Origin of the sequence: Streptomyces akebiae (genome assembly GCF_019599145.1) — a bacterium.
GTDB classification, from domain to species: domain Bacteria; phylum Actinomycetota; class Actinomycetes; order Streptomycetales; family Streptomycetaceae; genus Streptomyces; species Streptomyces akebiae.
Genome location: NZ_CP080647.1, coordinates 6,433,716 through 6,457,914, shown reverse-complemented (window position 1 = coordinate 6,457,914; position 24,199 = coordinate 6,433,716). Strand labels below are relative to the sequence as shown.

The following is a 24,199-nucleotide window of genomic DNA, read 5'->3' as shown; positions in this document are numbered from 1 at the left end:
TGCCGGTCAGACCAGCCCGACGTCCTGCAGCATCGCCAGCGTCTCCTGGAGGGACTCCAGCCTGCCGAGGTCGATGTCGGGCGATTCGAGCGACTCGAACGGCGGCAGCCCCTCGACGGTGCTGGTGACGCCCGCGGCCAGCGGATACTCCTTCGTCGTGTCCGCGAAGTAGGTCTGCGCCTTCTCGGACAGCAGGTAGTCCACGGCCTTCCGGGCGGTCGCGTTCTGCTCACCGCTGTCGGCGAGGATGCCGGCGCCGGCCACGTTGATCAGCGCGCCGGGGTCCCCGCCGGGCAGGAAGTGCAGCTTGGCGTCGACCTCGTCCTCGCCCTTCTCGGCGACCCGCTCGTACCAGTAGTAGTGGTTGACCAGGCCGAGGGAGACCTCACCGGCCTCGACGGCGTCGAGGGTGGCGAGGTTGTTGGCGTAGGTCTTGGCCCCGTTGGCCTTCAGGTCCTCCAGCCACGTCCGGGTCGCGTCGTCGCCCTCCAGGACGCGCATGCCGGTGACGAACGCCTGGAAGGAGGCGTTGGTGGGCGCGAAGCCGACCTTGCCCTTCCACTCGGGCTTCACCACGTCGTGGACGCTGTCCGGGACCTCGTCCGCGGCCACGTCGTCCGGGTTGTACGCGATGACGCGGACGCGCCCCGACAGGCCCACCCAGTCGCCCTCGCCGCTCCGGTAGGCCTTGTCGACCTTGTCGAGGGTGGCCTGCGGCAGCTTCGCCAGCATGCCCTCCCTGGAGAGCGCGCCGAGCGCCCCGGCGTCCTGGGAGAAGAACAGCCCGGCCTTGGTGCGGTCACCCTCCTCCAGGATCTGCGCGGCGAGCTCCGCGCTGTCGCCGTAGCGGACCTCCACATCGGCGCCGACGGCCTTCTCCAACTGGTCCAGGATCGGCTTGACCAGCTTCTCGTTGCGGCCGGAGTAGATGACGAGGGCGGCGTCACCATCGCCCCCCGATCCACTGCCGTCGTTGTCGTCGGAACCGCACGCGGCGAGTGCGGGGAGCAGCAGACCGGCCGCGAGGAGCGCGGTGATCCGGCCAGCCAGAGGGCGTGGCATGTGGGTGCCTTCCTGCGTAGCTCGCCGCTACGCCGCAGATCGCGCCGTCGGTCAGCGAGTGGCGTAGTGACGCTTTTTAGCCAACTATGAACATGCTATGAATAAGGTAAAGCTTGCCTAAGCGTCAAGGGAAACGTGCTACCCGCGGACGCCGTCGCGGAAAGGCCGCGCCCTGTGATCCACTCCACCGGACCCGTTCGGGTCCCGTCCGGTCCCTCGGCTCTCCACCCCACCCCGATACCGTTCCCGAGGTCGCCCGTGCGACCGCGTGCGGTGCCCTTCGCCCGCGACCTCGCGGCGCACGGCGACCGTGTCGCCCTCCACACCCCCGCGGGTGAGGTCACCTACCGGGCCCTCGCCGAGCGCGTCGCGGCCACCGCCGTACGACTCGGCCCCGTACGACGGCTGGTGCTGCTGGCCGGGGCCAACCGTGCGGGCGCGCTGGTCACCCACCTGGCCGCCCTCTCCGCAGGCCACCCGGTGCTCCTCGTCCCCGGCGACAGCGACCACGCCGTCGCCTCCCTCACGGCCGCGTACGCCCCGGACGTGGTGGCACGTCCGGACGCCGACGGCGCCTGGACGCTCGACGAGCGCCACCCCGGCACCGCCCACACCCTCCATCCGGATCTCGCCCTCCTGCTGAGCACCTCCGGGTCGACGGGCGCACCCAAACTCGTACGGCTCTCGCACGAGAACGTGCAGGCCAACGCCGAGTCCATCGCCGCCTACCTCGGCATCACCCACACCGATCGGGCGGCCACCACCCTCCCGATGCACTACTGCTACGGCCTCTCCGTCATCCACAGCCATCTGCTGCGCGGCGCCGGACTGCTCCTCACCGAGCGGTCGGTCGCGGACGACGCCTTCTGGACCGAGTTCCGCGCCGCCCGTGCCACCTCGCTCGCCGGGGTGCCGTACACCTTCGACCTCCTCGACCGGATCGGCTTCGACCGGATGGAGCTGCCGCACCTGCGCCGGGTCACCCAGGCCGGGGGGCGACTCGCACCCGAACGCGTCGCCCGGTACGCCGAGTTGGGACACCGCTCCGGCTGGGACCTGTTCGCCATGTACGGCCAGACGGAGGCGACGGCCCGCATGGCCTACCTCCCGCCCCACCTCGCCGCCACCCGCCCGGAGGCCGTCGGAATCCCGATACCCGGCGGCTCTTTCCGCCTGGATCCGCTCCGCGACGACGGATCGGGCGTGGGAGACGCGGGAGAGGTGGGTGACGCCGACCACGGCCCGGATGTGGGCGAGCTGGTGTACTCGGGCCCCAACGTGATGCTCGGCTATGCCGAGAGCCCCGCCGATCTCTCCCTCGGCCGCACCATCACCGAACTCCACACCGGTGACCTCGCCCGGCGGGCCTCCGACGGCCTCTACGAGATCGTCGGCCGCCGCAGCCGCTTCGCGAAGATCCGCGGCCTGCGCATCGACCCCCAGCGCGTCGAAGCGGCACTGGAACGGCACGGCGTGCGGGCATACTGCACCGGCGACGGTGACGAGTTGGCGATCACCGCCACCGGCACCACCGCCGACGAGCCCCGCCTCCGGCGCCTGGCGGCGGAGTCCTGCGGCATCCCACCCCGGGCCGTCCGCCTCCGCGCCCTCCCCGAAACCGAACTCCCCCGTCTGTCGACCGGCAAGCCCGACTACGCGGCGGTACGCCACCTGACCCGCCCGACGACACCGGCGTCCAGGACGGCGACCGAGTCCGCGACAGCACTGGCGCACCCAGCGGACCGCGGGCGCACCAGGGGCGACGTGCGCCCTACGGACGACTTGCGCGCCCTCTACGCCGAGATCCTCGACCGCACCGACGTCACCGAGGACAGCACCTTCGTCGGCCTGGGCGGCGACTCCCTCGGCTACGTCGAGATGTCCCTCCGCCTGGAGCAGGCACTCGGCACCCTCCCACCCGACTGGCACACCCGCCCGATCCGCGACCTGCGCCCGCCGACGCCCTCTACCTCGGCCTCGGCCGAGCAGCAGCGGGCTCCCTCCCCCGGCCGAACCCGCCGCACGCTGGAAACCGGCATCGCCCTGCGCGCCATCGGCATCGTCCTGGTCGTCGGCTCCCACATCCAGCTCTTCACCCTCCAGGGAGCCGCCCACATCCTCATCGGCGTCGCGGGCCACAACTTCGCCCGCTTCCACCTCACCGACGCCGAACACCGTCGGCGCGTACGACACTTGTGGCGAAGCATCGCCCGTATCGCCGTCCCGAGCGCGGCGTGGATCACCGGCGCGGTCGTCGTGACCGGTCTCTACGACCCCGCCAACGCCCTCCTCCTCAACAGCCTCGTCGACCAGGGCCCCGAGCGCCACGAGTGGCACTACTGGTTCATCGAGGCGCTCCTGTACTTCCTGATCGCCCTGGCCGTGCTGATGGCCTTCCCCCTGCTGGACCGCGTGGAGCGCCGTCGCACGTTCGGCGTGCCCCTCGCCCTGCTGGCCATCGGCCTCCTCGGCCGCTACGACCTGCCCGATCTGGCCCCCGCCCGCTTCCACCTCGGCCCCACGGTGGTCTTCTGGCTCTTCGCCCTGGGCTGGGCGGCGGCCCGGGCGAGCACAGCCTGGCAACGCGGGCTCCTGACGGCGACCCTCCTGCTCGCCACCCCCGGACTCTTCCCGCCGGACCAACACCTGCGAACGGCCCTGGTGATCACCGGTATGACCCTGCTGATCTGGGTCCCCACCCTCCCCAGCCTCGGGCCCCTCAACCGCCTCGCCGGCCTCCTCGCGGGCAGCTCCCTCTACATCTACCTGACCCACTTCCAGGTCTACCCCTACCTCCAGCACGACTTCCCCGTCCTCGCCCTCCTCGCCTCCCTCGCGGTGGGCATCGGATACGCGGCGGTGGCGACGCGGGGGATGCGGGCGGTGCGCTGGTTGTGACCGGACGCGGCACCGACGACCGGACGCCTACTTGAAGGCCGAGGCCAACCCGGTGTGTCTGCGCCCACGGTGCCCCCTGCGCGCTGTCGCCCGCCCGTCCTCACCGCCCAGTTGGATCCAGATCCGCACCTCGGTCCCGCCCAGCACCGACGACCCGATGCGCACATCGCCGCCGGTCGACTCGGCGAGGCGGCGCACGATGTCGAGGCCCAGACCGGTCGAGCCGTCGCTGCCGGAGCCCCGGCCCCGGGCCATCGCGGCCTCGGGATCGGCGATGCCCGGACCGGCGTCGGAGACGAGAACGATCACCGCGTCCTCGCCGTTGTGAACGTCGACCGCGAACGCCGTGCCCTGCGCCGTGTGCCGGAAGACATTGCCGAGGAGCGCGTCCAGGGCGGTGGCGAGGTCGGTCCGGGCCACGGGTATGCGGGCCGGGCGCTCGACCCCGGCCACCCGCCACTTGCGGCCCTCGTCCTCGGCGAGCGCCGACCAGAACGCCATCCGCTCCCGGACCACCTCGGCCGCGTCGCACCCGGCGCCGGGCCCCGCCACCACCGTCTGCGGCTTGGCCTCCCGTGCCGTACGGATGATCGTGTCGACCTCCCGCTCCAGCTGCTCGACCGCCGCCCGTGTCTGCTCGGCGGCCGGCCCGTCGCCGAGCGAGGCCGCGTTGAGGCGCAGCACGGTCAGTGGTGTGCGCAGCCGGTGCGACAGGTCCGCCGCCAGCTCCCGTTCGTTCGCCAGCAGCCCCACCACCTGGTCCGCCATCGCGTTGAACGCCACCGCCGCCAGCCGCAGCTCCTTCGGCCCCTTCTCCGGCACCCGTGCGCCCAGTCGCCCCTCCCCCAGTTCCCCCGCGCTCTCGACCAACCGCTGCGCGGGCCGGACCATCCGCACCCCGAGCCGGTCGGCCACCGCGACCGAGCCGACGATCAGCAGCGCGCCCACTCCCGCGAGCAGCGCCCACGCCGTGGCGACCCCGTGGCTCACCTCCGACTCGGGCACATACACCTCGACGACCGCTATCTCCCCGGAGCTGAGCGCGGTGGGCTGCAGCAGCGTGGACCCGCCCGGCACCTCGGTGGTGGAGGCACGGCCCAGCTTCCGCACGGTCGCGATGTCCTCGTCCGAGGCGCGCTGCCGGCCCAGGTCGAGCGGGGCGGACCCCGCGCCGTCCGCCGGCAGGTGCACCGCCATCCCGTCGTCCGACCCGGCCGAGGCGACGACCCGCTCCAACTGCTCCCGGTCGGTGGTGATGGAGAGCGCCGGGGCGATCGCGGCCGCCTCCCGCTCGGCGCCGGAGAACGCCCGGTCCCGCGCCATCTCCTTGACGACCAGCCCGAGCGGCACCGCGAAGGCCACCACGACCATCGCCGTCACCGCCACACACACCTTGACCAGCGCCCACCTCATGGCCGCGCCCCCGCCCCCGGCGGCTCCAGCTTCACCCCGACACCCCGCAGCGTGTGCAGATAGCGGGGCTGCGCCGCCGTCTCCCCCAACTTCCGGCGCAGCCAGGACAGATGCACATCGATGGTCTGGTCGTCGCCGTACGACTGCTGCCAGACCTCCGCCAACAGCTCCTTGCGCGCGACGACGACACCGGGCCGGCCGGCGAGGAACGCGAGCAGGTCGAACTCGCGCCGGGTGAGGTCGAGTCGTACGCCGTCCAGCTCGGCCCGGCGGCGCAGCGGGTCGATCGCGAGGCCGCCGACCCGGAGCACCGTGGACGGGGGCGCCTCGCCGCCGGAGGCGCGGGAGCGGCGCAGCACGGCCGCCATCCGGGCGGACAGGTGCTCGACCGAGAACGGCTTGGTCAGGTAGTCGTCCGCGCCCGCGTTCAGCAGACGGACGATCTCCGACTCGTCGTCCCGCGCGGTCGCGATGATCACCGGGACGTCCGTGATGCCGCGCAGCATCTTCAGTGCCTCCGAGCCGTCGAGGTCGGGCAGCCCGAGGTCGAGGATGACCACGTCGAAGCGGACATGCGCGACCTCGCGCAGCGCCTCCAGCGCCGTACCGACGCTGCGCACGGTGTGGGCGGCGTCCGTCAGATGCCTGATCAGCGCCGAGCGTACGAACTGGTCGTCCTCGACCACGAGCACACTTGCCATGCGCCGCACCGTACGCCAAACGGGAGAGGCCGGTCGGGGCCTGTGGACAACTCGTCCGCCCGCGACACCACCGGGACGCGTGGGGCAGTATGGCCCCGATGCGCAGAGGACTCCTACACGTACTGGCCTGGCTGCTCGCCACGGGCGCGGCGGTCACGGTGACGTGGTGGGGCGTCCACACGGTGATGGCCGGCACCGCCTACGACCCGCCTCGCGCGCTGCCCATCACGGCCGCCGACGCCCAGGCCCAGGGCGGGCCCGCGCCGGTCACGCCGTCCGCGCTCCCGGAGCCGTCGCGGAGCGCCGGGGCACGGAAGGAGAGCGGCGGCGACGAGCCGTCCCCCACGCCGTCCGAACCCGCGAAGTCCGCGAAGCCCGGCCCCCGTCCGGGCACCGACGCCCCGGCCGACTCGGTCGGCGGCTCGGCCGACTCCGGTGGCTCGGGTGAGGTAAAGGCCTACGACACCGAGGGCGGCCGGGTGGTCTTCTCGCTCGGCGAGGAGTACGCGACCCTCGTGTCGGCGACGCCCGGCTCGGGTTGGTCGATGCAGGTGTGGAAGACCGAGACGTGGATCCGGGTCGACTTCGCGGCCGGTTCGGACCGGGTGTCGGTGTTCTGCACCTGGCACGACAGCGCGCCCCGGGTGGACGTCCAGAACTTCTGAGGGTCTCGGCAAGCGGTGCTCTCAGCGGAACACCGACGACGGCGGCGCCGGTGAGGCGGTCGCCGCCGCGTCCGTCACCGGCACCGCTCCGCCCGTGAAGTCGGCGAGCGCGCGGCCGTGTTCGACCCGGCCGGGGTGCGGGTCGGAGGCGGCACGGCGGGTCAGCTCGGCGATCGGGAGCGGTTGGTCGGAGGCGACGAGGACCGCGTTGCCGAATCGTTTGCCCCGCAGCACGGTCGGGTCGGCGACCAGGGCCAGTTCGGGGAAGACGACGGCCGCGGTGGCGATCTGGGCGCGCAGATGGGCGAGCGGCGGGCCGTCGGCGAGGTTGGCCGCGTAGCAACCGCCGGGCTTCACCACCCGCCGTACGTCCGTGAGGAACTCCGTCGACGTCAGGTGCGCCGGGGTGCGCGCCGCGCTGAACACGTCCGCGATCACCAGGTCCGCCCATCCGTCGGGCACCTTGGCGAGCCCCTCGCGCGCGTCCGTCGACCGCACCCGTATCCGCGCGTTCGGGTCCAACGGCAGCTCTCGCCGGACGAGTTGAACGAGCGTCGCGTCGCGCTCGACGACCTGCTGGGTGGAGCGGGGGCGGGTGGCGGCGACGTACCGGGCGAGGGTGAAGGCGCCTCCGCCGAGGTGCACGGCGTGCACGGGCCGTCCGGGCGGGGCGACCAGATCGATCACATGCCCGAGCCGCCGCTGGTACTCGAAGGACAGATACGCCGGATCGTCGAGATCCACGTGCGACTGCGGCGCCCCGTCGACCAGCAGCGTCCAGGCCCGGGAGCGCTCCCGGTCCGGAAGCAGCTCGGCGAGTCCCCCGTCCACCTGCTCGACCACGGCGTCGGCATCCTGTCCGCGCCGCCCGCGCCCCTTCTTCGACCTGCCCACTCACCCATTATCGGCCCGGCCGGAGACCGCCGCGCCACATCGCCGGCACCCTACGGCGAAGGGCGCACCTCACCGGCACCTCACCGGCACCTCACCGGCAATTGTCCGCGGCCTCGATCAACCGCGCCGCCTCGCCGAGCGCGGCCCGCAGCACCGTCGGATCGGTCGCGAGGTCCGCCTCCCCCGGCGGCAGCAGCCAGCCCGCACCCTCCGCGGGAGCCAGCACGGCCCCCCGGCCGTCGCTCTGCGTGCACGTGCTCCCCGGCACGTCCCACGCGTCCGCGGTACCGGGCGGCACCAGGAACCCGAGCGTGTCGCACGCGTCGTCGTGCAGAACGGGCCCGACCGTCATGACGGGCCCCACCGCGTCGAGGGCGCCCCGGCGGAGGATGTCGACCGCCTCCAGCCCCTGCCGCGCGGACACGGTCACCAGGTCGCAATCGGAACGGGCTTCGATGTGCTTCATCCGGGCCTCCCACGCCTACCAGCGCCCTGCCCAACGCGCCGCCCTGTCAACGGCTACGGCGAAACTGCGCCGCAAAGGATGGCAGTTCATGGCAGATCAAGGATGAGATATCCGGTTTGTAGCCAAACCTCGCGTGGGGGCACCGATGGGGCGGGTACGTTCTTGCCCCGCCGGACACAGCGGAACCAACCGTGCACCACGCATACAAGTCCTACTGAATCCGGCATGGTTCGACGGTTCGCGAGAGAGGGCCCGGCCATGACGTCGTCATCGGTGACCTCGTCCCAGTCCCCCCGTCCACAACGGCCGAATCTCGTCTTCAGGCAGCTGCGCGGGCAGCGCTCGCCGGGCGAGTTCGCCGCTGCGGTACGGCGGGCCGCGCGTGAGATCGGCGAGCGGGTGAGCTGCGACGCGCGGTACGTCGGACGGGTCGAGGCGGGCGAGATCCGCTGCCCCAACTACGCGTACGAACGGGTGTTCCTGCATATGTTTCCCGGCCGCACGCTGACCGACCTCGGTTTCGCGCCCCGCGCGGAGGTACGCGGTCGGGGGGCGCGCCCCACCGACGAGGCGCCCTCCCCTCGCAACGAGAGCCGCTCGCACTCCTCATACGGAACGGGGGGTGAGACGGAAGGGGCGTACGAGCCGTATGACACGCAAGAGATGTACGACATGCAGGACCCGCGGGGCGACACGGGCTATGTGCGCGGCCGGCGGGGCACGCACCAGGCGTACCAGAACGACGAGGAGAGCGACGTGCAACGTCGCGCGTTCATGACCGGAGGTACCGCCGCGATGGCGGCCGCCTCGTTCGGCCCCTTCGCCCTCGGTGGCGCGGCCTCGGCCGCGACCCGGCCCGTGCACCGGGCGGGCACGGGCGAGGCGGGGGCCCTCGAAGCGGCCGTGCGCAAGATCCGGCTGCTCGACGACCGCCACGGCGCGGACGGGCTGTACCGCAGGGCCTCGGCGCCGTTGCGCGCCGCGTACGCCCTGCTCGACGCGGGCACCACCCGGCAGACCACCGCCGACCGGCTGTACGCGGGGGCGGGCGAACTGGCCATCTCCGTGGGCTGGCTGGCCCATGACTCGGGGCGGTTCGACGACGCCCGCTCGCACTACGCGGAGGCGCTCGCCACGGCCCGGATGTCCGGGGACCCGGGCCTTGAGGCGCACGCGTTCTGCAACACGGCGTTCCTGGCGCGCGACGCGGGCCGGCCGCGTGAGGCGGTCCGGGCGGCGCAGGCCGCGCAGCGGGTCGCCCGACCGCTGGGATCACCTCGCCTGATGTCCCTGCTGGCGCTGCGGGAGGCGGGCGGCTGGGCGGGGCTCGCCGACCGCACCGGCTGCGAGCAGGCGCTGGCCCGGGCGCACGCCCTGTTCGGGCGGGGCGCCTCCGAGGCCGACCCGGAGTGGATGAGCTTCTACGGGGAGGCCGAGCTGGAGGGCCTGGAGGCGCAGTGCTGGTCCACGCTGGGCGACTGGCCCCGGGCCGCCCGGCACGCGCGCCGGGCGGCCGGTCTGCAGAACCCGCACTTCACCCGGAACATCGCGCTCTACACCGCCGAGCTCGCCGACGACCTCGCGCGCGGGGGGCGTCCCGACGAGGCCGCGGCCGCCGGTATGCGGGTCCTCGACCTCCTCGACGAGGTCCAGTCCTCCCGCGTCCAGCAGATGCTGGCCGGTACGGCACGGGTGCTGCTGCCGCACCGGCGGGCGTCGGGGGTGTCGGCGTTCCTGGAACGGCACGCGGGGGTCGCGCGGACGGCCTAGGCGCCCGCGGCTGACGGCAGGTCGCCGATGATCAGCCCGCCAGGTGCCCCGTGTCGTTCCAGGACTCGATCGCCGGGTCGCCGTAGGCCCAGCCGAGGACCGACAGGGACGTCGGGTTGAGGCGGACGCGCGCGGCGAAGCCGAGGTCCAGTCCGAGCCAGCGGGCGGCTATGGAGCGCAGCACATGGCCGTGGGCGAAGACGAGCACGTCGCGCTCGGCGGACCGCGCCCAGGCGACCACCTCGTCCGCGCGCGCGGAGAGCTGCCGCAGGGTCTCGCCCTCGGGGACGCCGTCGCGCCACATCAGCCAGCCCGGCCGGAAGGCCTGGATCTCGGCGGGGGTGAGTCCCTCGTACGCCCCGTAGTCCACCTCCATGAGCGTGTCCCACTCGGTGGCGCGGTCACCGAAGCCGGCCAGATCGCAGGTCTCACGCGCGCGGGAGAGGGGACTCGTACGGACGTCGACACCGGGCAGCCCGTCCAGGGGCGCCCGGTGCAGGCGCTCCCCGAGGAGCTTGGCGCCGCGCCGGCCCTCTTCGAGGAGCGGGATGTCCGTCCTGCCGGTGTGCTTTCCGAGCAGGGACCATTCCGTCTGTCCGTGCCGGGCCAGCAGGATGCGCGGTGCCATGAGCGACCTTTCCGGGGTCCTTCGGCGAGAAGGGAGAAATCGGAGGCGGATGCCTCCATCATCGCTCACGCTGTCGTGGGGCAACCCGACAGGCGATCCCAGCGTCTTGGACATCGTCTTGCTCAAGGGTCACACCAGCACCACACACAGATGAACATCGACGCATCGACGCGCACAGACGGGGGAGGACGTTCGGATGCCGCAGACCGAGGCGACCGAGGCACCGGTTACCAGAAGGACCGGCGCACCGGTTACCGAGGCGACGCCGGTCACGCGGCTCCGCTGGTGGACCGAGCTACCGCTGATCCTGCTGGTGTACGGGGCGTACTCGGCGGGCCGGCTGCTCGCCCGCGGCGACACCTCCCACGCGATCGACCACGGGCTGGCGATCCTGCGGATCGAGAAGGCGTTCCTGCTCAACGCCGAGCATCCGCTGAACCGTCTGTTCACCCGTGAACCCTGGATCGGGATACCCGCCGACTTCTGGTACGCGTCGCTGCACTACCTGGTCACCCCCGCGCTCCTGGTGTGGCTCTTCAGGTCCCGCGCCGTGCGCTACCGCGCGGCCCGCACCTGGCTGCTGACCTCCACCTTCATCGGCCTCATCGGCTTCACCCTGCTGCCCACCTGCCCGCCTCGGCTGCTCGACCCGGCCCACGGCTTCGTCGACACCATGGCCCACTACAGCTCGTGGGGCTGGTGGGGCGGCGAGGCCAGCGCGCCCCGGGGCCTGGGCGGCATGACGAACCAGTACGCGGCGATGCCGAGCCTGCACGTCGGCTGGGCCCTGTGGTGCGGGGTGATCCTGTGGCGGTTCGCGGGCGGCTCACGGCTCGTGCGGACCGCCGCCGTCGCGTACCCGCTGATCACCACGATCGTGGTGATGGGCACCGCGAACCACTACTTCCTCGACGCGGTGGCGGGCGCCGCCGTGATGGGGGCGGGCCTGCTGCTGACCCCGCTGGTGCTGCGGCTCGCGGACCAGTGGCGCCTCTCGCTCGGCCTCGGCACGTCGGCCGTCGGCCGGTTCGACGGCGGCGGCCGACGGCCCGTGGCGGAACTCACCGCCCCTGCCACGACCGCCACTCGGGCCTCGGTTTCCCCGATTGTCAGTGCCGAGTGCCAGACTTCCCCGGGTGAGCGAATTCCACGGCAGCGGATCACCGAACCCGAGCCGGGTGCCAGCCCCTCGCAGACAGGGGACGGCGCTGCGGCAGCGGCTCGCTGAGCTGCGCGGACCCGAGGTCCCACCCAAGGCGCTGGACGCGCGCGCCCTCGCCGCGCTCGCGGCCAACCCGGGCTGCGAGCGCCGCGCGCTGCTGGACGGCGCGGGTGTGAACAAGGCGGTCCTGGCGGGCGCGCTCGGCTCGCCCTCCGCCTTCGGCCAGTCCCAGTTCGCCTTCATGCGGGGCAACGCCTTCGAGGCCCGGGTCAAGGCGGACGGCGGCGCCGAACTGCTGCGGCTGGTGCACGAGAGACTGGACCCCGGTGCCGAGCCGCCGGCCACGGCCTCGGTCCCCGACCTCGCCGCCGTCGGCCCCGAGGGCCGCGCCGCCCGTACGGCACTGGCGTTGCGCGAGGCCACGGACACCGGCGGCTGGACGCTGCTCGACCACCCCATGCTCGCGCTCGACGTCGCGGGCTCCCCCGCGTTCCTGGAGCCGGACGCGGTGGTAATCCACCCGGACGGCACCTGGTCGGTCGTCGAGATCAAGTCCTTCCCGATGCTGGACGGTTCGGCGGACCCGGCGAAGGTGGGCGCCGCCGCCCGCCAGTCCGCGGTGTACGTGCTGGCGCTGGAGGAGGTCGCCGCCCGGCTCGGCGGCGAGGCCCGCGGCGGCACCCCCGCGCCCGAGGTGCGCCACCGGGTGCTCCTGGTCTGCCCCAAGGACTTCACCAACCTCCCGACGGCCGCGGCGGTGGACATCCGCAAGCAACGGGCGGTCACCCGGCGCCAGTTGACCCGGCTGACCCGCATCGAGGAGATCGCGGAAGACCTCCCCGAGGGCACCTGTTTCGCCCCGGACCTGCCGCGGGAGCAGCTGACGACGGCCGTCGAGGCGCTCTCCGCGACCTACGCCCCCGAGTGCCTCGCCGCCTGCGAGCTGGCCTTCCACTGCCGGGGCCGCTCCCGTTCGGAGGGCGCGGTGACGTCCCTGGGCCGGGCCGCACGCGCGGAGCTGGGCGGTCTCACGACCGTCGACGACGTGCTGGCGGCGGCCCACGGCCTCGCCGGCGACCCGGACGACCCGGCCGTGGCCGCGCTGCGCAGAGCGGCGGAGCTCAGGGCCGAGGCGCTGGGAGCCGCCGCCGGGCGCGGGGCCGTCGGCGCGCTGCCCGGCTCGGCGCCGCGGGAGGTTCCATGTCGCTGATCACCACCCTCGCCCGGCTCGAAGCCGTCAGCACGGGCCGCGCCCAGCCCGCCGCCACCGTCCTGCACCGGCATCTGACCGCCCACCCCCTCGTCCTCGTGCCGCTCACCACCGCCGGTGAGGCCGGTGCGCCGCTCGGCGCGCTCGTCGGCACCGACCGGGACGCGCCCCGCCTGCTGGTGGTGCCCCAGCCCCGCGACCGTGACCTGCGCTTCGCGTTCCTCGCCGAGCTGGCGGACATCGTCCTGCCGTACGTGGACGGCTACGCCGACGTGGTGGAGGCCGCCGAGCGCAACGAGACCGACCCGGAGACCGGCAAACGCGTCAAGGTCGAGGTCGAACTGTGCGCGGACGCCCCGCAGTTGATCCTGCCGAGCCGGACGGGCATCGACTTCGTACGGCTCCTCGGGCGCTCCATGCGGTTCCGGCGCACCGCCGAGCAGGACCCGGAGGCGCCCCATCCGGCACCGCCGCGCGTGCCGTTGCTCGGGCGGTGGCTCACGCACTTCGGGGAGCGGGCGCGGGTGCCGGGCTCCTCGCTGCTGCTCGCGCTCACCGACCTGCTGTCGCGGCACTGGGCCACCGGCCAGTCCGGGGTGGAGGACCAGCACCTGGGGTCGCTGCTCGCCTGGATCGACCCGCCGGAGGGGGAGTCGGGCGAGGCGGCGGCGCGGCGGGCCGAGCTGGCGCGGGACGCCGAGGGCCAGTTGCTGTGCCCGCCCGCAGGTCCCGCGACCGATCCGGCGTTCGACAACAAGCTGCTGGCCCCGGCCATCGAGCGGTACGACCGGGCGCGGCTCGCGCTGGCCGCCGCCGAGGACGGCCTGGAGGCCGACGACCGGCTGGGGGCGCTGACCGCCGCCGAGCAGGAGATCCGCGCCCTGGTCGAGAGCCGCACCCGGCCCACCTGGGACGCGGTCTGGCACGGCCTGGATCTGCTGCGTGCCCTGCCGGAGGGCGCCCACGCGGCCGACCGGTGGACCCGCGACCGCTGGTCCTTCACCGGCCACCGGGACCGGATCGCCGCCGGGGAGCCCCCGCAGCCGCGCGTCGACGACGCGGTCACCGCCGCGAACAAGCTGGCCGCGCGCGAGCGTGAGCAGGCCCGCCTCGACGCCCAGGAGGCTCTGGACGACCCCCTCGTCATGGCCGGGCGACGGCTGGCCGGGGAAGCGTTCGCCGGTGAGGTCGTGGACGTCGTGATGGCGTACAGCGAGGGCAAGCGCCCCAGCCCGCGGCCGCTGGTCACCGTACGGACGCGGGACCGGCCGCATCTCGGGGAGCGGGCGAAGGTGTACCGCTCGCTGGGCGGGAAGCCGCAGACGGCGGAGTTCGTGGGGCACGGGCCGGACGAGGCGCTCGACGGGGGCGAGAGCCTGCTGGTGCTGCGGATCATGGACAAGATGGGGCGGGGCAAGGAGCCGGAGGTGGGTTCGGTCCCCGAGAAGGGGGACCTGCTCTGCTTCACCCTCTTCGAACACGACCAGCGGGGCGGGGCGAAGCTGCCGGACCCCGAGGAGACACCGTGGACGCACGGTGGGCCGCCGGGTGAGCCCGACGCCGTACCCCTGCCGGACCCGGTGACCGAGGAGGACGTCCTGTGACCGCCACCGAGGCCGTCCTCGACCCCGGGGCGGCGGCCGGCCGCGCCACCGACGCGATCCTGCGCGACACGTTGCACGGTCAGGCGCGCGGCGTCGTCGTCGACTCGCCGCCCGGCGCCGGCAAGTCGACGCTCGTCGTCCGCGCCGCGCTCGAACTCGCCTCGGCCGGGCGCCCGCTGATGGTCATCGCGCAGACGAACGCGCAGGTCGACGATCTGGTGCTCCGGCTCGCGGAGAAGGACCCGGAACTCCCGGTCGGCCGGCTGCACAGCAGCGACAGCGACCCGTACGACAAGGCGCTGGACGCCCTGTCGAACGTAAGGAAGTCGACGAAGGCGGCCGATCTCGCCGGGCTGGACGTGGTGATCTCCACGGCCGCGAAGTGGGCGCACGTCAAGGGCGTCGAGCCGTGGCGGCACGCGATCGTCGACGAGGCGTACCAGATGCGGTCGGACGCGCTGCTGGCGGTGGCGGGGCTCTTCGAACGCGCGCTGTTCGTGGGTGACCCGGGGCAGCTGGACCCGTTCGCGATCGTGGGCAGCGAGCAGTGGGCGGGGCTGTCGTACGACCCGTCGGCCTCGGCGGTGACGACGCTGCTGGCCCACAACCCCGAGCTGCCGCAGCACCGGCTGCCGGTGTCGTGGCGGCTCCCGGCGTCGGCGGCGCCCCTGGTCTCCGACGCGTTCTATCCCTTCACCCCGTTCCGCAGCGGCACGGACCACGGGGACCGGCGGCTCGGGTTCGCGGTGCCTTCGGACGGCTCCGGCCCGGACCGGGTCATCGACGAGGCGGCCGAGTCCGGGTGGGGCCTGCTGGAACTGCCGGCCCGGCACACCCCCCGCACGGATCCCGAGGCGGTACGGGCCGTCGCGCGGGTCGTACGGCGGCTCCTCGACCGGGGTGGGGCGGCGACCTCGGAGCGGTCCGAGGAGCCCGTGCCGCTGACCGCCGACCGGATCGCCGTCGGCACGGCCCACCGCGACCAGGCGGCCGCCGTGCGCTCCGCACTGGCCGAGCTGGGGGTCGCGGACGTGGTCGTGGACACGGCGAATCGGCTCCAGGGGAGGGAGTACGACGTCACGGTCGTCCTCCATCCGCTCTCCGGGCGCCCCGACGCGACGGCGTTCCACCTGGAGACCGGGCGCCTGTGCGTCCTCGCCTCCCGGCACCGGCACGCGTGCATCGTGGTGTGCCGGGCGGGCGTGACCGACCTGCTCGACGACCATCCGTCCACCGAGCCGGTCCAGCTGGGGGTGACCGTGAAGTTCCCGGACGGCTGGGAGGCGAACCACGCGGTGCTCGCGACGCTGGCGGAGCACCGCGTGGCGTGGGGGCCCTGAGGCCGGGATCCGTTCGGCGGCAGGCGGGACGGTGCGTTTTCGGGGGCGTGGGTGTGTGCGGGGTGGTGCGCGGGGCGCCGGGTGGGCTCGATGCCCACTTGCGCGGTCACGAGAGAATGGACGGTGGCCCTCCTCCCGGGACGCCCCCGGGAACCGGCCAACTGAACCGTCGTACGAGGAGGAGAAGACATGGCGGAGCCCACGTCGCGTCGGAACGAACCGCGGCTGCGGCCCGCGCCCCTGCTCTTCGAGCCGGCGGAGGCGGCCGGCGACCCCGAGCACTTCTTCGATCTGGAGTCGATCGACGATCCGCGGGCGCTGCTGTCGCGGGCGACGGAGCTGGCGCAGGCGTTCCGGGCGGCGGCGGACCGGGCCGTGGAGTTCCAGGCGATCGCCGCGGCCCAGCTCGCCGATCCCCGGCGTTTCGATCGGCTGACCTTGGCGGACATCGCGGAGCGGGCGGAGTGGACCGAGGACTACGCCAAGAAGATGGTGGAGTTCGGGCGGGATCTGCTGCGTGGGCGGGACGTGAGTGGGCCGGAGTCCCTCTGACCAGGCGCATGAAACAGCGTTTGGCATATGCCGGGCGGGCAAGATACCCCACTTGCCCATCTCGTGTACCGGTTTCCGGTAACTGCTCGGGGGCGGGTGGTCACGGGCGGTAGATCTAGAGCCATGAGCGGTGGAGTGGGGACGGGCAGGTATCCGGAGGACGGGATCGATGTCGCCGGGGTCACGGTGGAAGGGGCCGCGTGGCTCGCCTCGGCAGGAACGTATCCGCGCAGCACGCTGACGCTGTGGGAGGAACGGCCGACGGCACCGGTGGTACTGCCGTGCGGCACCGTCTTCGACGTCGTCAGCGTGCCTGCGCTCTTCGGGCGGCGGATGCTCGACCGGTTATGGGCCGAGGGCCCCGGCTCCGGACCGGTCGCCGTCTACCGCGGGCGCGTGCTCCTGTTCGCCGCCCCCGGCACCGCCCACCGGCTGCCCACCCTCCTGGAGTGGGAGGAGTGGGGCTCCCCCGGCCGCACCGGCGCGGTCCCGCCCCTCCTGTGTCACGGCACCGGCGACGCGGTCACCGTCCCAGCCGTGCTCGCCCCCGAGGACTCCGGCGGAACCGACGGCTCCGCAACCTCCGCCACCCCCGGTGTCACCCGCCTCGGGTCCCGTTGGCTGGTCGCTCCGGACACCCGGCGACCTTGGCTTCCGGGGCCCGACGTACTGCTCTGGGCGGCCGTGCGCGCGGCCCGGTCGGGCGCCTCCGCGACCGTGCGCGTATCGATTTTTCCTCCCGCCGATCAGGGTGCTAAGGTCTACGACGTCAGCAGGCGCCGCTAGCTCAGTTGGTTAGAGCAGCTGACTCTTAATCAGCGGGTCCGGGGTTCGAGTCCCTGGCGGCGCACGACACGAAAGAAGCCCCTCGCGGAAGCGAGGGGCTTCTTTCGTACGCCGACCCGCCGGCCGCCCTCCCCATCACCCCCCCTCACCCCATCACCACCCCCCTCACCGCCCCGTCGTGATCCGCACGGTCCACGCCCCGGACGCCGTACGCCCTTCCACGTCCACCCGCACGGCCTCCCCCGGCACCGTGAAGCTCTCGCCCACGCTCACCGGCGCGTCCGCGAGGGGCGGGTAGACGGACTCCGCCCAGCAGGCCTCGGTGCGCGGGTGGGCGTCGAGGACCTCCATGGGGCCGCCGCCGGACTCGGCCCCGCTGCGGATGCGGTAGACGAGGATGCCCTGCGTACAGACGGCAGCGTCGTTCCCGACCGCACCCCGCGCCTCGATACCGAGCGCGCTGTCGGGCCCCGTACGGACGACCGCCAGCTTCGTACCCCGGCCGGCACCGAACCCCCGCACCCCGGCCGCGACCCCGGCAACGCCGCCGCTCACGCCGACGGCCTCTACCTCGGCCTCGGCACCGGCGTCCGCACGGGCAGCGGCACCGGCACCGGCACCGGCGACACGCCGCCCCCCGCCGCCCGCGTGGCCCACCTCGCCGTCACCGGTCTCCGCACCCTCCTCCGACTCCCCCTCGTACGCCCCTCTCGGTCCCGCCCCCACCGCCTCCAGCGTCAGGCGGGTGGTCCCGGCGCCGCGGACGCACGTCACCTGGCGGGGTTCCAGCCAGCCCAGCTTCCACTTGTGCCAGGCGAACAGGTCCGGGGCAAGGGCGAACTGGCTGCCCATGAGGTCCCAGTCGCCGACATGGGTGTCCCAGTCGCCCTTGCCGTCGGCGGGGCGGTGGTAGAGGTCGGGGAGGTCGAAGACATGGCCGGTCTCGTGGGCGAGGACGAGACGGTCCGGAGGGTGCCGCTCGAACACGGTGACGACCCGGCGCAGACCCGTGCCGTCGACCTCCAGCGGAGTCTGCAGGTTCACCACCTTCGTCGCGTCCGAGTCGACACCGGGCGCGTGCGGATCGGCCACGAAGTACACGATGTCGAAGCGGGAGAAGTCGACGTGCGGGTCGGCCGTGGCGAGGGCGTCCCTCAGGTAGGCGGCCCGATGCGTCGCGTTCCAGTCACGTCGTATGGCGTACGCCGTCGACGGCTGGGGCATCTCCAGCCACTCGCGGCGGGGATGGGGGCGGAGGGCGAACTTGCCGTACGACGCGCGTTCGAAGAACTCGCTGGTGGCCGGAAAGTGATCCGCGGTCAGCTCGGCCGGTGTGGTGAGAGGGGCCGCGTCCGGGAATGACAAGAATACGAGTACGGCGTCGAGGTCGCGGGTGGGGCGTGGATACGCGGAATTCCAGGTGTCGAGACCCTCCGAATGGTGTGCCTGGGTGCGCCGCAGCGTGCACGGCTCCGAGAGCGGTACGGCGGAGGGAGCCGCGATCAGGGAGGTCGCGGCGAGCGCGGTGAGGGAGGTGAGCATGGCCGCTGTACTGCGCAGTATGGGCGCCCGGTCGCCGAGGAGTTCCTTCCAGGGGAGCGGACGCTGCACGGGGACCTCCGGATGCGGATCTTGGGAACACCGCGTCCAGATTTTCGGAATTCGTAGTACTTTGCCCTGTTTGTCTGCACCAGAAGGGTGAAGGGCCATAGATCGACCCCGCCCGCCCGCACCTCCGGGCACGGCTACCGACACCCCGCGCGCTCACGGAACGTCACAAGCGATCCACGGAAAGGGGAAGCCGATCAGCTCGGGGCAGAAACGATCTGTCAGATCTGGTCGTTGTTCAGGGAGACTGGAGAGTGGCTAGAACGCCCTGGGGTCAGCCTCTATGATCGGCACACTTTCCTGCACGGACACGGCTTGAGCGCCCTTACGTACCAGGTTCGGCCGCTCCGACGAGACATATGAGATCCGTACGAAAACGAGTGCACTGCGGGAGCGAACGGTGAGCGGAACGTCCCAAGGGCCGGCGCCCGCGGCAGACCTCGTCCGGCCGGCGATTACAGAGCGTCACGCCAATGCGTCAGTTCAGTCGTCTGAGCCGCCCCAGCCGTCTCAGTCGCCCCAGGCACCCCAGCCGTCCCAGTCGTCCCAGTCGTCGGAGGAGAGTCCCACGACACCCGCCGCCTTCTCCCTCGCGCCGCTCGCCATGGCCGTGGTCGACCGGGACGGGCTGGTCGTCACCGCCAACGGGGCGATGGGGGCCCTGCTCGCGACAGGCTCCGAACCGCTTGTCGGGCGGGTCGCCGCCGACCTGGTGGACCTGACCTCGGACACCCGCACCTGGCACGCGTACCGCGAGGTGCTGCGCGGACGGCAGGCCCGGCTGCGCTGTACACGACGGCTGAAACAGCCGGACGGGACCTGGCTGTGGGTACAGGTCTCGGTGGCACCGCTGCCCGAGGAGGAGCGGGCGGTCCTGCTCTCGGTCACCGACATCAGCGCGAACCGTCAGCTTCAGGCCAGGCTCCGTCACTTGCAGATGCACGACCCGGTGACCCGCCTCCCCAACCGCACCCTCTTCTTCGAACAGCTCTCCGCCGCCCTCGAACGCGAGGCGTACGACGAGGTCGGCACCGGCCGCATCGGCCTGGTCTATCTGGACCTGGACGGGTTCAAGGCGGTCAACGACACCCTGGGCCACCGCGCCGGCGACCGGCTCCTCACGGCCGTCGCCGAGCGGCTCACCCGCTGCGCCGACGAGGCCGCGCTCCTGCGCACGGCCGGAACGGCGGCCGGGGCGCCGCTGGTGGCCAGACTCGGCGGTGACGAGTTCGCGCTGCTCGTGGAGGACTCGACCGGCACGGAGCAACTCGCCGATCTGGCCGACTCGGTCCTCAAGGCGCTGCAGGCGCCCTTCGACCTGGCCGGTCAGCGGCTGTCCGTCTCCGCCTCGATCGGCGTCGTCGAACGGCAGTCGGCGAGCACGACGGCCACGGGGCTGATGCAGGCCGCCGACACCACGCTGTACTGGGCGAAGGCCGACGGCAGGGCCCGCTGGACGCTGTTCGACCCGGAGCGCAACGCCCACCGGATGACCCGTCAGGCCCTGTCGTCCACGCTGCGGGCGGCCGTCGGGCGGGGCGAGTTCGTCCTGGAGTACCAGCCGCTGGTGGGCATGGCGGAGGGCGAGGTGCGCGGGGTCGAGGCACTGGTGCGCTGGCATCACCCGCAGTTCGGCCTGTTGACGCCGAATCGGTTCATCTCACTGGCCGAGGAGGACGGCTCGATCGTCCAGCTCGGACGGTGGATTCTGGCCACCGCCTGTCGGCAGGCGCGCCGCTGGCAGACCGACCACCCCGACCGGGCCCCGATCTTCGTCAGCGTGAACGTGGCCGTCCGCCAGGTCTGGGACTCCGACCTGGTCGCCGATGTCGCCGAGATCCTCGCGGAGACCGGCCTCGCCCCGCACCTCCTCCAGCTGGAACTCACCGAGTCCGCGCTCATGGGCTCGGCCGGACGCCCCCTCCAGGCTCTCAAGGCCCTCAGCGACATGGGCGTCCGCATCGCCATCGACGACTTCGGCACCGGGTACTCCAACCTCGCGTACCTCAGCCGCCTGCCCGTGTCGGTGTTGAAGCTGGACGGGGCGTTCGTACGGGGGTTCCAGTACGAGGACGGCGAGGACGGAGAGGAGGGCGGGGCTCTCGGCGGGGCCGGGGTCGCCGCTGCCGCCGCCGGTGACGTCGGTGACGTCGGTGACGCCGGACAGCCCAGCCCCGCCGACGAGATCATCGTCGAGGCACTCGTCCAACTCGCCCACCGGCTCGGGCTGTCCGTCACGGCGGAGGGGGTGGAGACCGACGCGCAGGCCTCACGGCTGCGCCGGCTCGGCTGCGACACCGGGCAGGGGTGGCTGTACTCCCGCGCGGTGTCGCCGGAACGGATCGCGGAACTGCTGGGGGCGGCGGCCTGCCCTCAGGCCTGACAGCCGTCCCCTTCAGGCCTGACAGACGCCCCCCTCAGGCCTGGGGGTCGCCCTCCGCGGAAGGGGCGCGCGGCAGGTCGTAGGCGTCCGCGATCAGGTCGTACGAGCGCAGGCGCACGTCGGCGCTGTGGGCGTGGGTGGTGAGCATCAACTCGTCGGCGCCGGTGCGCTTGTGGAGGTCGTCGAGGCGGGTGCGGACCTCGTCGACGGTGCCGTGGACGACGTCCGCGTTCCAGGAGTCGACGAAGTCCTCTTCGACCACGCTGAACTCGTACGCCTCCGCCTCCTCCGGCGTCGGGACGAGACCGGGGCGGCCGGTGCGCAGCCGGACCATGTTGAGCGCGGCGGCCCTGACCTGGCGGCGGGCCTCCTTCTCCTCGTCGGCGGCGAGGGCGGAGACGCCGATCAGCGCGTACGGGGCGTCCAGGACCGGCGAGGGGCGGAACGACTCGCGGTACAGGTCGAGCGCCGGGATCGTGTTGCGCGCGGAGAAGTGGTGGGCGAAGGCGAAGGGCAGGCCGAGGGAGCCGGCCAGGCGGGCACTGAAGCCGGAGGAGCCGAGCAGCCAGATCGGCGGGCGGTGCGGGGACTGGACGCCGCCGGGCGAGGTGGCCTGGACGGGTCCCGGGACCGCGTGGATACGGCGGTAGGGGTGGCCGTCGGGGAAGTCGTCGTCCAGGAAGCGGGTGAGCTCCGCGAGTTGCTCGGGGAAGTCGTCGGCGCCCTCGTTCAGGCGGGTGGAGCGGCGCAGGGCGGCGGCGGTGGCGCCGTCCGTGCCGGGGGCGCGGCCGAGGCCGAGGTCGACACGGCCGGGGGCCATGGCTTCGAGGGTGCCGAACTGCTCCGCGATGACCAGCGGGGCGTGGTTGGGGAGCATCACGCCGCCCGAGCCGAGGCGGATGCGGGTGGTGTGGGCGGCGAGGTGGGCGAGGATCACGGCCGGGGAGGAGGAGGCCACGCCGGGCATGGAGTGGTGTTCGGCGACCCAGTAGCGGTGGAAGCCGCGGGCTTCCGTCCGGCGGGCGAGGGTGACGCTGGTGCGCAGGGCGTCTGTGGCGGTGCGGCCGGCGCCGACGGTGACCAGGTCGAGGACGGAGAGGGGGAACGGGGCGGTGCCCTTGGTTTCGCCTCGTATCTCGTCTGTGGTCACGGTGGGGCCTCCTGGGGGTGGGTGCCTTGCGGCTCGGGGGTACGGGGTGGGTTAACAGGAGGGTGGCTCCGGTTATTCCCTCGCCCCCGCCGCCGTGCCCATCCCGTCCTCAAGGGGCTGCGCCCCTTTGACCCCGGCCTCGTGTCTTGCTGCGGGCCCGGTGGGGGTACTCGCGCAGTTCCCCACGCCCCTGAAAAGGTTGGCCTGCGGGCCTCTTTTTCAGGGGCGCGGGGCTCTCCCGGTGGCTACGCCTGCACGATCGGTTCGCGGGTGAAGAGGGTGCCCAGTTCCGGGGCGTTGACGCGCCTGTCGGCCAGCCTCAGGGCCTCCCAGACCGTGACCTGGTTGGCGGTGAGGACCGGTTTGCCGAGTTCCTTCTCCAGGGTGGGGATGTGGGAGGCGGTGTGCAGGGCCGTGTCCGGCAGCAGGAGGGCGTCGGCGTCGGGGTGGTCGGCCGAGCGGGCGAGCGTGAGGACGTCGTCCAGGGTCCAGGTGCCCACCTCCGCCGCCGTGATGATGCCGGCCCCCCGTACGGAGAGGACCTCGATGCCGGCCGCCGCCAGGAAGTCGACGAAGAGGCGGGCCACGTCGTCGGGGTAGGTCGCCGCGACCGCGACCTTGGTGGCGCCCACCTCCCGGGCCGCGTGGGCGAAGGCGAAGGAGGTGGAGGAGGCGGGGAGGCCGGCGGTGCGGGCGAGTGCGCGGATCTGGTCCTGCGCTCCTTCGTAGCCGTGGACGAAGCTGCCGCTGGTGCAGGCCCAGACGATGGCTTCCGCGCCGGACAGGCGGAGGGCCTCGCAGCCGGCGGCGAGCCGTTCGGGGGCACCCATCTCACGCAGGGCGTCCACGCGGTGGGCGTCCTCGCCGATGTCGGTGTGCACCACGTCCACCCGGATGTCGCTGCCGAGCAGTTGCTCCATGCGCGGATAGTCGTCCTCGGCGGAGTGGCCCGGGTAGAGGAAACCGAGTGCGGTCATGCCCAACCTTCCTGTTCTTCCGGCAGTACCGGCGGTGGCGGAACAGGTCCCGCACCGAACGTCTGCCTGGCCGACTCGTCGAGCAGAGCCTGGTACGGACCCACCGCCCGAGTACCCAGCTGACGCAGCGCCGCCCATATCGTCACCTGGTTGGCCGAGATGACGGGCATCCGCAGTTCCGCTTCCAGCTGGGGGATGACGTCGTACGTGGGGAGGTTGGTGCAGGAGATGAAGAGGGCGTCCGGTGTGGTCGTCCGGACCGCGCGGTGGGCCATGGCGACCACCTCGTGGTACGGGACCTTCCAGATGTGCCGGACCAGGCCGAGCGAGGCGCGGCCGGTGACCAGGATGCCCGCCTCGGCGAGGTACTCCTCCAGGGACTGGGTGACCGAGACGGTGTACGGGGTGACCAGGGCGATGCGGTGCGCGTTCAGCTCGGCCAGGGCGGCGAGCATCGCGCCGGAGGTGGTGACGGCGTGCGCGGCGCCCGCGCGGGTCATCGCCTCGCCCATCGCGCGCTCCCCCGCGACCCCGCCGACGAAGCTGCCGCTGGTGCAGGCGTAGGCCACGACCTCGGGCGCGACCTCGTTCAGCGCCCGGACCGCCTCGTGCAGCGTCTCGTGCTCGGAGACCAGCCGGGCCAGGTCGAGACTCACCTCGACGGGCACGTACGGGGTCCGGGTGAGGTGCAGGGAGACGTCGTCCGGGACCCAGCGCCACAGCTCACGGTCGAGGGCGAAGTCGAACGGGGCGATGACACCCACGCCGCGCTGCGGACGGGGTCCACCGAGGAAGGAGACGTTCATGACAGCCACCGGCCTCACGGAGAGAGATGTGCGGACGACAGAACGTGCGCAAGTCCGTGTTGACGAAGGTAGGTTCGGGTGCGAGCGTGGTCAATCAGTGCATGTCACACACATCTCGTGGGGC

20 protein-coding genes and 1 tRNA gene are annotated in these 24,199 nt (G+C 72.9%); 11 read left to right on the top strand and 10 right to left on the bottom strand.

Annotation, left to right across the window (positions count from 1 at the left end; genetic code table 11):
* Positions 1–6: 6 nt before the first annotated feature.
* On the bottom strand, positions 7–1,062 hold the full coding sequence (locus K1J60_RS27855) for an iron ABC transporter substrate-binding protein (RefSeq protein WP_220648585.1): 1,056 nt from the start codon (positions 1,060–1,062) through the stop codon (positions 7–9).
* 258 nt (positions 1,063–1,320) lie between these two features.
* Between K1J60_RS27855 and K1J60_RS27850 the strand changes: the two genes are divergently transcribed.
* Positions 1,321–3,960 (top strand): AMP-binding protein, encoded by a 2,640-nt coding sequence (locus tag K1J60_RS27850; RefSeq protein ID WP_259407943.1) that lies wholly within the window; start codon positions 1,321–1,323, stop codon positions 3,958–3,960.
* A gap of 27 nt (positions 3,961–3,987) precedes the next feature.
* Here K1J60_RS27850 and K1J60_RS27845 read toward each other — a convergent pair whose 3' ends face one another.
* Positions 3,988–5,373, bottom strand: a complete 1,386-nt coding sequence (locus tag K1J60_RS27845; RefSeq protein WP_220648584.1) for a sensor histidine kinase — start codon at positions 5,371–5,373, stop codon at positions 3,988–3,990.
* Positions 5,370–6,074, bottom strand: a complete 705-nt coding sequence (locus K1J60_RS27840; RefSeq protein ID WP_220648583.1) for a response regulator transcription factor — start codon at positions 6,072–6,074, stop codon at positions 5,370–5,372. The genes K1J60_RS27845 and K1J60_RS27840 overlap by 4 nt, the downstream gene beginning before the upstream one ends.
* An 89-nt stretch (positions 6,075–6,163) precedes the next feature.
* Here K1J60_RS27840 and K1J60_RS27835 point away from each other — a divergent pair, with 89 nt between their 5' ends.
* Positions 6,164–6,739: a hypothetical protein gene (locus K1J60_RS27835; RefSeq protein WP_220648582.1), complete on the top strand. Its 576-nt coding sequence runs from the start codon at positions 6,164–6,166 to the stop codon at positions 6,737–6,739.
* Between the two features lie 21 nt (positions 6,740–6,760).
* Here K1J60_RS27835 and K1J60_RS27830 read toward each other — a convergent pair whose 3' ends face one another.
* Positions 6,761–7,633, bottom strand: a complete 873-nt coding sequence (locus K1J60_RS27830) for a spermidine synthase (protein ID WP_220648581.1) — start codon at positions 7,631–7,633, stop codon at positions 6,761–6,763.
* A gap of 91 nt (positions 7,634–7,724) precedes the next feature.
* Positions 7,725–8,099: a hypothetical protein gene (locus tag K1J60_RS27825; RefSeq protein WP_220648580.1), complete on the bottom strand. Its 375-nt coding sequence runs from the start codon at positions 8,097–8,099 to the stop codon at positions 7,725–7,727.
* A gap of 258 nt (positions 8,100–8,357) precedes the next feature.
* Here K1J60_RS27825 and K1J60_RS27820 point away from each other — a divergent pair, with 258 nt between their 5' ends.
* Positions 8,358–9,869: a hypothetical protein gene (locus tag K1J60_RS27820; RefSeq protein ID WP_220648579.1), complete on the top strand. Its 1,512-nt coding sequence runs from the start codon at positions 8,358–8,360 to the stop codon at positions 9,867–9,869.
* A gap of 31 nt (positions 9,870–9,900) precedes the next feature.
* Here the strand turns inward: K1J60_RS27820 and K1J60_RS27815 are convergent, their stop codons facing one another.
* Positions 9,901–10,497, bottom strand: coding sequence for a histidine phosphatase family protein (locus tag K1J60_RS27815; RefSeq protein WP_220648578.1), 597 nt, complete (start codon positions 10,495–10,497; stop codon positions 9,901–9,903).
* Between the two features lie 196 nt (positions 10,498–10,693).
* On the opposite strand from K1J60_RS27815, the gene K1J60_RS27810 reads away from it, so the two are divergent.
* From K1J60_RS27810 to K1J60_RS27780, 7 genes are all read left to right on the top strand, one after another.
* On the top strand, positions 10,694–11,725 hold the full coding sequence (locus tag K1J60_RS27810; RefSeq protein ID WP_220648577.1) for a phosphatase PAP2 family protein: 1,032 nt from the start codon (positions 10,694–10,696) through the stop codon (positions 11,723–11,725).
* A complete protein-coding gene (locus K1J60_RS27805; protein ID WP_220651728.1) occupies positions 11,676–12,869 on the top strand; it encodes a hypothetical protein in 1,194 nt (397 codons plus the stop codon). The genes K1J60_RS27810 and K1J60_RS27805 overlap by 50 nt, the downstream gene beginning before the upstream one ends.
* A complete protein-coding gene (locus tag K1J60_RS27800; protein WP_220648576.1) occupies positions 12,860–14,473 on the top strand; it encodes a hypothetical protein in 1,614 nt (537 codons plus the stop codon). The genes K1J60_RS27805 and K1J60_RS27800 overlap by 10 nt, the downstream gene beginning before the upstream one ends.
* Entirely contained in the window at positions 14,470–15,813 is a 1,344-nt protein-coding gene (locus K1J60_RS27795; RefSeq protein ID WP_220648575.1) for an AAA domain-containing protein, read from the top strand. The genes K1J60_RS27800 and K1J60_RS27795 overlap by 4 nt, the downstream gene beginning before the upstream one ends.
* 189 nt (positions 15,814–16,002) lie before the next feature.
* Positions 16,003–16,365, top strand: a complete 363-nt coding sequence (locus tag K1J60_RS27790; RefSeq protein ID WP_220648574.1) for a hypothetical protein — start codon at positions 16,003–16,005, stop codon at positions 16,363–16,365.
* Between the two features lie 123 nt (positions 16,366–16,488).
* On the top strand, positions 16,489–17,151 hold the full coding sequence (locus K1J60_RS27785) for a bifunctional DNA primase/polymerase (protein ID WP_220648573.1): 663 nt from the start codon (positions 16,489–16,491) through the stop codon (positions 17,149–17,151).
* Positions 17,142–17,215: transfer RNA gene (locus tag K1J60_RS27780), tRNA-Lys, on the top strand. The genes K1J60_RS27785 and K1J60_RS27780 overlap by 10 nt, the downstream gene beginning before the upstream one ends.
* A 101-nt stretch (positions 17,216–17,316) precedes the next feature.
* Here K1J60_RS27780 and K1J60_RS27775 read toward each other — a convergent pair.
* Positions 17,317–18,762, bottom strand: coding sequence for a M6 family metalloprotease domain-containing protein (locus tag K1J60_RS27775; RefSeq protein ID WP_220648572.1), 1,446 nt, complete (start codon positions 18,760–18,762; stop codon positions 17,317–17,319).
* 397 nt (positions 18,763–19,159) lie between these two features.
* On the opposite strand from K1J60_RS27775, the gene K1J60_RS27770 reads away from it, so the two are divergent.
* The gene (locus K1J60_RS27770) at positions 19,160–21,142 is read left to right on the top strand and encodes a putative bifunctional diguanylate cyclase/phosphodiesterase (protein ID WP_220648571.1); all 1,983 of its coding nucleotides are present in this window, start codon (positions 19,160–19,162) and stop codon (positions 21,140–21,142) included.
* Positions 21,143–21,176: 34 nt separating this feature from the next.
* On the opposite strand, the gene K1J60_RS27765 is transcribed toward K1J60_RS27770, so the two are convergent.
* The 3 genes from K1J60_RS27765 to K1J60_RS27755 all read right to left on the bottom strand — a co-directional run bounded on the left by K1J60_RS27765 (position 21,177) and on the right by K1J60_RS27755 (position 24,075).
* Positions 21,177–22,292, bottom strand: coding sequence for an LLM class flavin-dependent oxidoreductase (locus K1J60_RS27765; protein ID WP_220648570.1), 1,116 nt, complete (start codon positions 22,290–22,292; stop codon positions 21,177–21,179).
* 245 nt (positions 22,293–22,537) lie between these two features.
* Entirely contained in the window at positions 22,538–23,269 is a 732-nt protein-coding gene (locus K1J60_RS27760; RefSeq protein WP_220648569.1) for a maleate cis-trans isomerase family protein, read from the bottom strand.
* Positions 23,266–24,075 (bottom strand): maleate cis-trans isomerase family protein, encoded by an 810-nt coding sequence (locus K1J60_RS27755; RefSeq protein ID WP_220648568.1) that lies wholly within the window; start codon positions 24,073–24,075, stop codon positions 23,266–23,268. The genes K1J60_RS27760 and K1J60_RS27755 overlap by 4 nt, the downstream gene beginning before the upstream one ends.
* Positions 24,076–24,199 lie beyond the last annotated feature (124 nt).